Source organism: Agromyces capsici (assembly GCF_058349965.1).
The window spans coordinates 2,392,551-2,403,901 of record NZ_JBYRET010000001.1; the positions used below are offsets into that span (position 1 = coordinate 2,392,551).

Consider the following 11,351-nt stretch of genomic DNA (forward strand, 5'->3'; position numbering starts at 1 on the left):
GTAGCCTGACCATGCCCACCGCGCCCGAACGGTGTGCATGCGCCGGGCTCCCAACCCGAGGCGGAGCCGGCGCCGGAGGTGATGCATGTCGCTCACTCGGCAGCCCGAGACCACAACCCCTGCCGAGGTGGTCGCCGGGTGGCAGCGCGCGTACGGACGGCGGCTGCTGTTCACCGATCTCGCGGTCATCGTCTTCGCGGTCTACGGCTCGCAGTTCATCCGGTTCGGCACGACCGGTACCTCGCTGCGCATTCCGGGCGTGGGGGAGCGGGCCGACTTCCTGATCAGCTATGCCGTGGTCTCCGCGCTGCTGGCGGCCGGATGGTTCGTCTCGTTGGCCCTGTTCGCGACACGTGCACCGAGCGTCGTCGGCGCGGGCACGTCCGAGTACCGCCGCATCGCCGATGCGAGCATCCGCGTCTTCGCGATCCTCGCGATCGGCGCGTTCCTGCTGCGCTCCGAGGTCGGTCGCGCGTACGTGCTGGTGGCGTTCCCGCTGGGGCTCGCGCTGCTCGTCACGGGGCGCTGGGCGTGGCGCAAGTGGCTGCTTCGTCAGCGGCTCATGGGCAACTTCGTGCACCGCGCCGTCCTGATGGGCGAGCGGCAGAAGTCGGCGCACGTGGCCGAGCAGATCGCGCGCGACGGCGTCACGGGCATCCAGATCGTCGGTGCGATCACCGAGCACGGCGAGTCGTCCCACGAGCTCGCGCGGGGCATCCCGGTGCTCGGCGACTATGCGAGCCTCGACCGGGTGCTGCGGGAGGCGCGCGCCGACACGGTGGTGTTCACGGGTGCCGACACGATCGATCCGCGCGGCATGCGCGAGATCGGCTGGCAGCTCGAGACGACGTCGACGAACCTGGTGGTGGCTCCGGCGTTGACGGATGTCGCGGGCCCGCGCATCCACGCGCGACCGGTGGCCGGGCTCCCGCTGATCCAGGTCGACTACCCGATGTTCACGGGCAGCAAGTACGCGGCCAAGCGCGCGTTCGACCTCGTGGTGGGCACGCTCGCCGTCGTGATCCTGAGCCCCCTGTTCCTGCTGATCGCGCTGGCAGTACGCCGCGACAGCCCCGGCCCGGCGATCTTCTCGCAAGAGCGCGTGGGGCTCAACGGCGAGACGTTCCACATGCTGAAGTTCCGGTCGATGGTGGTCGACGCCGAGGCGCAGCTGCCGACGCTGCTCGACCGCACCGACGGCAACGGCGTGCTGTTCAAGATGCGCACCGACCCGCGCGTGACGCGCATGGGCGCCATCCTTCGCCGGTACAGCCTCGATGAGCTGCCGCAGCTGATCAACGTGCTCCGCGGCGAGATGTCGCTCGTGGGGCCGCGGCCGCCGCTCGCCTCCGAGGTGGTGCGGTACGACGACTGGGCTCGTCGCCGGCTTCTGGTGCGCCCGGGCATCACGGGACTGTGGCAGACGCAGGGACGCTCCGACCTCTCGTGGGAGGACAGCGTGCGCCTCGACCTGTACTACGTCGAGAACTGGTCGCTGACCGGCGACGTCATCATCCTGTACCGCACGGCGCGCGCCGTGGTCCAGGCGCAGGGCGCCTACTGATGCCGACGGCGTTCTCGGGGGGCGTGCGAGGCGCATTCTCGGCCGTGTCCGTCTACGATGGGGCGTCGTGACGAACCCCGAGTTCGTGCTGGCGCCGGAGCGTCCGCACGGCAGCAGCAGCGGACGCTCGAAGAGACGCAGGCGCCGCCGGATCTTCCATGCGATCTTCTGGCCGGTGCTGGCGCTGGTCATCATCGGCGGCGGACTGTCGGCGTGGTGGCTCGGCACGAGTGCACTCCAGGTGCGCGACGACCTCGAAGCCGCGCGCGACTCCGTGGCGACGTTCCAGACGCTCGCAGCCGAGCGCCGATTCGACGAGCTCCAGCCGGTCGCCGACGACCTGTCGGCGTCGGCGTCGGCGGCGGTCGAGCCCACGGGCAACCCGATCTGGCGTGCCTCCGAGCTGATCCCGGGGTTGGGCGAGAACTTCCGAGCCGTCCGGATCATCGCCGAGGGGGTCGACGACATCTCCGTCGAGGTCGTGCAGCCGACCGTCGGGCTGGTGGGGTCGTTCGGCATCGCGCGTGACGAGACCGGTGCGCTGAACCTCGAGCCGCTCCGCGAGGCCACCGAGGTCGCCGCCGCCGCCGACCGCATCCTCGGGGGACTGTCGGAATCCCTCGCGTCGGTCGACACCGACGCCACGATCGGGCAGGTGTCCGACGCGGTGGGCGAGTTCCAGGGAGTGGTGGCGCAGGCCGAGCAGACCGTGCCGGCGATGAATGCCGCGCTCGCCGGAGCGGGCGCGATGCTCGGCATCAACGGTCCGCAGAAGGTCCTGCTCGCGTTCGAGAACAATGCCGAGGCGACCGCGCTCGGCGGCGGCCCGGCGGCGCAGACGCTGCTCAACGTCGACAACGGCATGATCGCCATCGACCGGCAGGTCTCGAGCACGCAGCTCGACACGCAGGCCCCGATCGACGTCCCGGTCGACGACAGCGCCTCGCAGCTGTACAACGACATCCTGCTGACCGAGATCAACGCGACCACGAGCCGGCCCGACTTCCCGACCGCCGCCGAACTGCTGCGTGCCCGCTGGGAGCGCGACATCGGCATCGTGCCCGACACGGTCGTGATGACCGATCCGCTCGCGGTGTCGCGCATCCTGCAGGTGACGGGGCCGGTGACCCTGCCGAGCGGGGAGCAGCTGACCAGCGACAACGTGGTGTCGAAGATGCTCAACGAGATCTACTTCACCTACCCCGAGGGCGGCGCCGAGTCCGACGCGTTCTTCGCGACCGCCTCGGCCGCGGTGTTCGATCGCCTCATGTCGGGCGACTACGACGTGTGGGCGATGGCGCAGGCCCTCGTCGACGTGACGAACGCGGGCAGCCTGATGATGTGGACCGCCGACGAGCCGACGCAGACGCTGTTCGAGGGGTCGCGGCTGGATGGCACGCTGCCCGCGACGAACGACGGTGCGACCGTGCTCGGCGTGTACTTCCGAGACCGCTCGATCTCGAAGATCGACTACTACCTCCACACCGAGGCGTTGGTCACGACGAACACCTGCAACCCCGAGGCGCCGACCTACACCGTCGAGACTCGGCTGCGGTTCGACATCCCGGCTGATATCGAGCTGCCCGAGTACATCGATGCCCGCGAGCCGGGCACGTACCGCACCGAGGTGTTCCTGTACGGCCCGGTGGGCGGGACGACTACCGCGGTCGAGGTGCCCGAGCCCGGCCTGGGCACGACGACGGGCCCGTCGGTCGTCGACCTGAACCGTCCGGCCGAGAAGTTCACGGTCGACCTGAAGAACGGGGGCACGGCGCTCGTGCGTGCCACGTTCGCCGGCACGCCCGACGACGCGCCGGTTGCGGTGCGGGTCACGCCGATGATCAACCCGACTGCGGTCACGGTCGCCGAAGCGCCCTGCGGATGACGCCGCCCGACGCCCGCGGCCGACGCACACCGCGCACGCGCCGCCGGGTCTTTCATGCCGTGTTCTGGCCCGTCCTGGCGCTGCTGATCATCGGCGGCGGCGTCGCCACGTGGTGGCTCGGCACGAGCGCGTTGCAGGTGCGCGACGACCTCGAGGCGGCGCGCACCTCCGTGGCGCAGTTCCAGCGGGCGGCCGACGAGCGGCGGCTGACCGACCTGCCCCCGATCGCGGCGGAGCTCGCGTCGTCGGCGTCATCGGCCGTGGAGCCGACCGCGTCGCCGGTGTGGCGTGCGGGCGAGCTCGTCCCGGTGCTGGGCGAGAACTTCCGCGCGGTGCGCGTGATCGCCGAGGGGGTCGACGACCTGTCGGCCGAGGTGGTCACGCCGGTCTCGACGCTGCTCGGCTCGTTCACGCTCGCCCGTGATCCGGCCACGGGCGGGTTCGACGTCGCGCCGCTGCGCGAGGCGACCGAGATCTCGGCGGCGGCGGCGCGGATCCTGCCCGAACTGCAGGGCGAGCTTGACTCGATCGACACGGATGCCACGATCAGCCCGGTCGGCGCGGCGGTGACCGAGCTCGACGGCATGCTGTCGACCGCGGGCGCGGCGGTCCCGCAGGTCGACGCGGCCCTCAACGCGGTCGGCGAGCTGCTCGGCGTGAACGGGCCCCGGAACGTCGTACTCGCGTTCCTGAACAACGCCGAGGCGGCGGGACTCGGCGGAGGTCCGGCGGCGCAGACGCTCCTCACGGTCGAGGCGGGCTCGGTGCAGGTCGCGAGGCAGGTCTCGAGCGCCGACTTCACGGATCGCACGCCGCTGCCGGTCGACGTCGACCCGAGTGCGGCCGAGCTGTACGACGACATCTTCTTCAACCAGGTCAACGCGGCGACGAGCCGCCCCGACTTCCCGACCGCCGCGCGGTTCATCACGGCGCACTGGGAGCGGGAGCAGGGGCTGACGCCTGACGTGATCGTCTCGCTCGACCCGATCGGCCTGGCGCGCCTCCTCGAGGTGACCGGGCCGGTGACGCTGCCCGGCGGCGAGCAGCTGACGAGCACGAACGTGGTCTCGAAGCTCCTGAGCGAGGCGTACTTCCGGTACCCCGACGGCAAGGGATCCGACGAGTACTTCGCCGCCGCGGCATCCGCGATCTTCGACCGCGTCATGACGGTGGACTACGACGTGTGGGCGATGGCGCGAGCGGTGACCGATGTCGCGAACGGCGGCTCGCTCATGATGTGGAGCGCCGATCCCGCGACGCAGGAGCTGTTCGACGACACGCGCCTGCAGGGCGTGCTGCCGCAGACGAACACCGGGGCCACGGTGGTCGGCGCGTACTTCCGCGACCGGTCGTCGTCGAAGATCGACTACTACCTGCACACCGAGGTCGTGGTGACGACCGACTCGTGCACGCCCGACGCGCCGACCTACACGGTCGAGGCACGGCTGCGATTCGACGTGCCCGGCGACCTCGAGCTGCCGCGGTACGTCGACAGCAACCTGTACGCGTTCTACCGCACCGAGGTGTTCCTCTACGGGCCCGTGGGTGCGATCACCGCGGCGGTCGAGGTTCCCGAGCCCGGCCTGAACACGGTCGCCGGCCCGTCGGTGACCGACCTCGGCAGGCCCGCCGAGAAGTTCACGATCGACCTCGAGAGCGGTCAGACGGCTCTCGTGCGCGCGACGTTCGCCGGCGTGCCCGGCGAGTACGGACCGACCGAGGTGCGGACGACGCCGATGATCAACACGACCGCCGTGACCCTGGCCGACGCGCCCTGCTGAGACGCGCCGGCCAGCCCGGGTTCGACCGGGGTCGAATGGGGACGGTCACCGGGGTTCAGCCAGCGCGATTCAGGGTGAGTTCGTGCGCACCGATGTGATCGCTCGAGAGAACCTCAGGGGTACGCCGCGACGCGCGTGACCTGTACCCCAGTTCGGGGTACAACTATCCGGAATCGGTACCGGAGGGGGGAATCCGATTCCGTTCCTGTGAAAGAGTGGTGAGACAACGTCGGCCGCGCAAGGGAGTTGCGCCGGGCCGACGTTTCGTTGCGTTCAGGAGGTGATTTCAGTGGAGTTGAGGGATTATCTCCGAATCCTCCGGCAGTCGTGGGTGCTCATCGTGCTGCTGACCCTCCTCGGCATCGGTGCCGGCGCCGCGTACTCGATCATCACGACCCCGAAGTTCAGCTCGTCGGCGAAGGTCTTCGTCTCGACGTCGGCCGGGTCATCCGTCAGCGAACTTCAACAGGGCAACACGTTCACGCAGCAGCGCGTGAAGACGTACGCCGACCTCGCGACCACCCCGATCGTGCTGCTTCCGGTGATCGAGGAGCTCTCACTCGAGACCTCCGCTCAGAGCTTGGCCGAGCAGGTCACCGCGACGGCGCCGCTCGACACGTCGCTCATCGAGATCACCGTGGTCGACGACGACCCCGAGCTGGCGGCGAACGTCGCGACGGCGGTCAGCGAGAGCCTCACTCGTGTGGTGCAGACGATCGAAGCATCCGAGGGCGACGACGGCGAGACCCGCAGCGCCGTGAAGCTGACGCTCGTGCAGCACGCCGCGGTGCCCGAGTCGCCGGTGAGCCCGAACGTGCCGCTCAACGTGGCGCTCGGCGGCCTGGTGGGCCTCGCGCTCGGCATCGGCATCGCGGTGCTGCGCGAGACGCTCGACACCCGCATCCGCAACGAGCGCGACGTCGAGCTGGTGACCGAGACGCCGATCATCGGCGGCATCGTGTTCGACCCGAAGGCGGCCGAGCGCCCGCTGATCGTGCACGCCGATCCGCAGTCGCCCCGCGCCGAGTCGTTCCGCACGCTGCGCACGAACCTCTACTTCGTCGACGCGGGCCGCACGAACCGGTCGTTCGTGGTGACGAGCTCGATCGAGTCCGAGGGCAAGTCGACGACGACCGCGAACCTCGCGATCGCGCTGGCCGATGCCGGTGCGAAGGTGCTGCTCGTCGAGGCCGACCTGCGCCGCCCGAAGGTGGCCGAGTACCTCGGCCTCGAGGGCGCGGTGGGCCTCAGCGACCTGCTGATCGGCCGCGCCGACGTGCAGGACGTGGTGCAGCGCTGGGGCCGCAACTCGCTGTACGTGCTGCCGGCGGGTGCGATCCCGCCGAACCCGAGCGAGCTGCTCGGCTCGAAGGCGATGATCCAGACGATCGCCGAGCTCGACCGCTCGTTCGACGTCGTGCTCTTCGACGCACCCCCGCTGCTGCCGGTGACGGATGCCGCGATCCTCGCGCGCAACGTCGGCGGCGCGATCGTCGTGGTTGCCGCGGGCCGCACCCAGCGCGGGCAGTTGCGGGGCGCGTTGGCGGCGCTCGCGAACGTCGACGCACCGGTGTCCGGCATCGTGCTGACGATGCTGCCGACGAAGGGTCCCGACGCGTACGGCTATGGCCGCTACGGGTACGGCTACGGCTACGGGTACGCCTCCGACGAGCCGGCGGTGGCGCGATGACGCTGCACGTGATGACGGTCTGCACCGGCAACATCTGCCGGTCGCCGCTTGCCGCGCACCTGCTCGCCGACCGCTTCGAGCGCGGGGGTATCGACGCCACGGTCTGGAGCGCGGGCACCCGGGCGATGGTGAACTCGCCGATGACCCCCGAGACGGCCGAGCTCGCTCTCGCCGCCGGCCTCGACGGCGACGGGCACCGCGCCCAGCAGCTCACGACCACCATGGTCGAGCTCGCCGACCTGATCCTCACGGCCTCGCGCGAGCACCGCGCCGCGGTCGTCAAGCTCTCGCCGCGCGCGTCGCGCCGCACGTTCACGCTGCGCGAGTTCGCGCGCATCGGCGAGTACCTCGCCGCCGAGCCTCCTCCGGCCGCGATGCCGGGAGCCACGATCGAACCGATTGCACTGGTCGAGGAGTTCGCGCTGTCGCGCGGGCTCGCGATGCCGCCGGTGCGCCCCGACGACGATGACGTCGTCGATCCCTATCGTCGTTCGCCCGAGGTGTATGCCGAGGCGGGTCGCCTGATCACGAATGCCGTCGACGCGGCCGTGCGGGCGTTCGCAGCGACTGCTTCGGGAGGTCGAGGTGCCGCCTAGGTCGTACGTCTCGGGTGCGCCGCACGGCATCCGCTGGTGGGTCATCGCCGGCCTCGCGCTGCTCGCGCTCGTCGACCTCGCGCTCATCTGGTTCGCACTCTCGTCGACGCGTGCGCCCGCCGCCGGCGCGGCCTCGCCGCAGGCGATGCCGTCGCTGATCCCGATCGAGTCGAGCGCGACGCCGACGCCCGAACCCGACCTCAGCGTCGCCGCGCTGTCGGTGACGCTGGCCGCGTTCGACGCGAACGTCGCCTACCGCGCGACGACCGGTGACTGCCTCGCCGTGCCCGGCGTCGTCGAGGCGACCGGCGACGGGGGAGCGACGTGGGTCTCGGCCGAACTGCCCGACGGCAGCGCCCCGCAGTCGATCGTCGCCACCTCCGCGACGGAGGCGACGGCCGTCGCGGCGCTGGCCGACGGATGCGCGCCGGCTGCGTTCGGCACGTTCGTTCAGGGAGCCGGCTGGGCCGCCTCCGCCGAGCTCGACTCGGCGTGGCGCATCGAGGGCGCCGAGGTCGTCGCGCCGGGCGGTGCGCGCTGGCTGCCATGCCCGGGCACCCCGCGTCAGGTCGCCGCTGCCGACGCGCAGTCGGCGGCCGTGCTCTGCGACGACGCGGTGCTCGCGATCACGCTCGACGGGGGAGCGAACTGGCTCGAGACCGCGCCCGTGTCGGGTGCCGCGGCGATCGCGATGCAGCGTGACGACGCGAGCAGCGGCATCCGGGTGCTGATCGCCGACCAGGGCGACTGCGACGGCGTGCAGGTCGCGACGGTGGCGACGGATGGCACGGCCGCCCCCGCGGGCGAGTGCCTGGCGACGGATGCCGCGGACGGGGCCTCCGCGATCGCCGCCGACTCGGCAGGCGGGGTGTGGCTGTGGAGCGGCGAGCTCGTCGCCCGCTCGAAGGATGGGGGTGCGACATGGTGACGATGGCGCCTGCCGAGGGGCAGAACGAGGCGACCGGCGCGAAGTCTCCGAGCGCGGTGGTCGCGAAATGGCAACGGAAGTTCGCGACGCGGCTGTTCGCCACCGACCTTCTCGCCGTGCTCGTCGCGGTCTTCGGTTCGCAGTTGCTCCGCTTCGGCACGCGTTCCGTCGAGCTCGAGGTGGCTTCGTCCGAGATGTTCGGCTTCGCGCTGACCTACTCCGCGCTGTCCATCCTCCTGGTGATCGCGTGGATGCTCGCCCTCGAGTTTTACGCGACACGCGACCACAAGATCATCGGGTCCGGCACGCTCGAGTACAAGCGCGTCGCCGACGCGACCATTCGGGTCTTCGGTATCCTCGCCATCCTCGCGTTCCTTCTCAATTCGCCGATCGGCCGTGGGTACCTGCTGATCGCGCTGCCCACGGGACTCGGCCTGATGATCCTCGGACGCTGGGTGTGGCGTCAGTGGCTGAACGGCCGTCGGCGCGACGGCGACTACCTGCACTACGCGTTGCTTCTCGGCGAGCGAACGAAGTCGATCCACGTCGCCCGCCAGCTCGCCCGCGACGGCCGGGCCGGCCTCCACATCGTCGGGGCGGTGACCGAGCACGGAACGACCTCGAACGACCTGCTCCCCGACATCCCTGTCGTGGCCGGATACGACGATGTCCTTGACGCGATCGACGCGACCCGCGCCGACACGGTGATCGTGACCGGTGCCGACACGATCGATCCGGTGCAGTTGCGCCAGCTCGGCTGGGATCTCGAGGCACGGTCCCTGAGCCTGATCGTAGCGCCCGCGCTCACCGACGTCGCTGGACCCCGTATCCACGCGCGCCCGGTCGCCGGTGTGCCGCTGATCCACGTCGAGTATCCGGTCTTCGAGGGGCGCAAGAAGGCGTCCAAGCGACTCTTCGACATCGTCGGCTCGCTGGTGCTCATACTCCTGAGCGGTCCGATCATGCTGGCAGTTGCCACCGCCGTGAAACTCTCAAGCCCTGGGCCAATATTCTACTCTCAGGAGCGCATCGGGCTCGGTGGCGCACCTTTCCGGATGCTCAAATTTCGTTCGATGGTCCAGGGCGCTGACGATCAGCTCAAGAGCCTGCTCGATGCGCAAGGCACGTCCGACCGCCCGCTCTTCAAGATCAATGCCGATCCACGGATCACCCCTGTAGGCCGGTTGATTCGCCGATACTCGCTCGACGAACTTCCGCAGTTCTTCAACGTACTCCGAGGCGACATGAGCCTGGTCGGCCCACGGCCACAGCGCGAGGCGGAAGTCGCGCTCTACGACGACGCCGCCCATCGACGACTGATGATGAAGCCCGGTGTGAGCGGCCTCTGGCAGGTGAGTGGTCGCTCGAGCTTGGATTGGGACGACGCAATGCGCCTTGACCTGTACTACGTCGAGAACTGGTCAATGACGACGGATATCGCGATCCTCTGGCGGACGATTCGCGCGGTGATTGCCCCAGGCAAGGACGCCTCGTGATTATCAATCGGCACGTTCGCTACTGGAATTCGCCGGCGCGAGTCGCACGCGTACGTCTGAGTGGGCTGTCCTTGGGGGCTCCGTCTGTAGGACCTCAAATCATTGAGGTCGATGATGGCGGAATCTAGCCTCGCGAAGCATCGTCAAGTCGCCACAATCAGGCAGACAGAGACGATAGTCGTACCCGCCGGTTTCCGGCGCATTTCAGTTGCGTTAGCTCTGATTGTCTCGCTGGTCGTCTACAACCCGTTCTTAGTCGCGAGCGTTGCATCGCCGCGCGTCGTTCTCTTGACTTGCCTCGCTGTATGGGCGTTCGGACTTCTCGCCATTGGCGCGCTTCGGATCCGGCACCTCACGATCGCCGTCCTAGGCACGCTGTTCTTTGGGCTGGTCACAGTTGGCGGCGCGACTGATGAGATTCTTGCCCTAACTGAGTTTGGCAACGCAAATGCTCAGCGATATCTGCTTCTAATTCCGATGGCAATCTCTGTCGGTGTCGGAATTGCTCGTGCGCATCTGCACCGCCAGTTCGCCGTGGCCTATCTGGTCGTTTCGATCATCATGGTCGTCCCCGCGAGTATTGAGTTCCTTACGTCGCAATCCTTGCTTGGGCGCGACTTTCTCTACTTCGTCGAGTATGGCCGACCGCGTGCGCTGGTTGCTTCGGATCACCCGCTGGTTCTCGGCCTTCTATTTCTGGTCGCGCTTCCATCATCCTTATACGCGCGGTCTTGGGTTCGAATCGGTTGTGCGGCGGTGCTGTCATTTGGTATCTGGAGTACCGGGAGTGAGGGACCAATCTATCTCTCCGCTGCGTGCTTGGTAATTGTGGTCTTTCCTCAGGTCGCTGGATGGCTATCCCGACGTCACAAGTTGGCTTGGGTTGCGGCTGGGATTGTACTCCTGACGGTTGCCTATCTATCAGTCGAGGTTTGGACTGCTGAAGTGGTCGGCAACACATCGGGCGAATACAGCCGAGCTTATCGATTCGCAATATACTCACTCGTGCCTTCACTCCTTTCAGAAACGCCGCTGGGATACGGCTTCAATGGAATGCCGTTAGGAGAATGGTTAATCCGCACTGAATACAAAGGAATCCGTGACGTCGCAATCACTATCGACTCCGAGGTGGTGTTCTTGGCGGCGAGCTTCGGAGTGTTGGGGACCCTCGCATACGTTATCGCTCTGTTCATAGGGATCCGAGCAATTCAGCCGGAAGTGGTCTTTGGCCTCGCATCGACACTGATCGCGGCTGTCGGTCTCGTCCTGGCCATCTCTGTTTGGGACACCCTTGGCCTGCTGTGGGGAATCATTTTGGGAGTCTGCTATTCGCGACTTCGAATTTCTCGAGGGTCGACCAACATACAGTCGGAGCTCAAGGGCGGACCCAAAGTTGCATAAGATTGTCGTC

General features: G+C 68.4%; 8 protein-coding genes. All 8 read left to right on the forward strand.

All coding sequences use genetic code 11. The features are described from left to right. Positions 1–85 precede the first annotated feature (85 nt). The 8 genes from AC3RKB_RS11205 (at position 86) to AC3RKB_RS11240 (ending at position 11,341) form a co-directional block, all read left to right on the forward strand. Positions 86–1,564: a sugar transferase gene (locus tag AC3RKB_RS11205; RefSeq protein ID WP_491436223.1), complete on the forward strand. Its 1,479-nt coding sequence runs from the start codon at positions 86–88 to the stop codon at positions 1,562–1,564. A 67-nt stretch (positions 1,565–1,631) separates the two neighbouring features. Continuing rightward, positions 1,632–3,449, forward strand: coding sequence for a DUF4012 domain-containing protein (locus AC3RKB_RS11210; protein ID WP_491436224.1), 1,818 nt, complete (start codon positions 1,632–1,634; stop codon positions 3,447–3,449). A gap of 59 nt (positions 3,450–3,508) precedes the next feature. Further along, a complete protein-coding gene (locus AC3RKB_RS11215; RefSeq protein ID WP_491436225.1) occupies positions 3,509–5,230 on the forward strand; it encodes a DUF4012 domain-containing protein in 1,722 nt (573 codons plus the stop codon). A 289-nt stretch (positions 5,231–5,519) separates the two neighbouring features. Next, the gene (locus AC3RKB_RS11220; protein ID WP_491436226.1) at positions 5,520–6,920 is read left to right on the forward strand and encodes a tyrosine-protein kinase domain-containing protein; all 1,401 of its coding nucleotides are present in this window, start codon (positions 5,520–5,522) and stop codon (positions 6,918–6,920) included. Positions 6,921–6,931: 11 nt separating this feature from the next. After that, positions 6,932–7,516 carry an arsenate reductase/protein-tyrosine-phosphatase family protein gene (locus AC3RKB_RS11225; protein ID WP_491436227.1) on the forward strand — a complete coding sequence of 195 codons (585 nt, stop codon included), beginning with the start codon at positions 6,932–6,934 and terminating at the stop codon, positions 7,514–7,516. After that, positions 7,506–8,444: a hypothetical protein gene (locus tag AC3RKB_RS11230; RefSeq protein ID WP_491436228.1), complete on the forward strand. Its 939-nt coding sequence runs from the start codon at positions 7,506–7,508 to the stop codon at positions 8,442–8,444. The genes AC3RKB_RS11225 and AC3RKB_RS11230 overlap by 11 nt, the downstream gene beginning before the upstream one ends. Then, positions 8,438–9,940, forward strand: a complete 1,503-nt coding sequence (locus AC3RKB_RS11235; RefSeq protein WP_491436229.1) for a sugar transferase — start codon at positions 8,438–8,440, stop codon at positions 9,938–9,940. Before AC3RKB_RS11230 ends, AC3RKB_RS11235 begins: the two co-directional genes overlap by 7 nt. A gap of 111 nt (positions 9,941–10,051) precedes the next feature. Then, positions 10,052–11,341 carry a hypothetical protein gene (locus AC3RKB_RS11240; RefSeq protein ID WP_491436230.1) on the forward strand — a complete coding sequence of 430 codons (1,290 nt, stop codon included), beginning with the start codon at positions 10,052–10,054 and terminating at the stop codon, positions 11,339–11,341. The last annotated feature ends 10 nt before the right edge of the window (positions 11,342–11,351 follow it).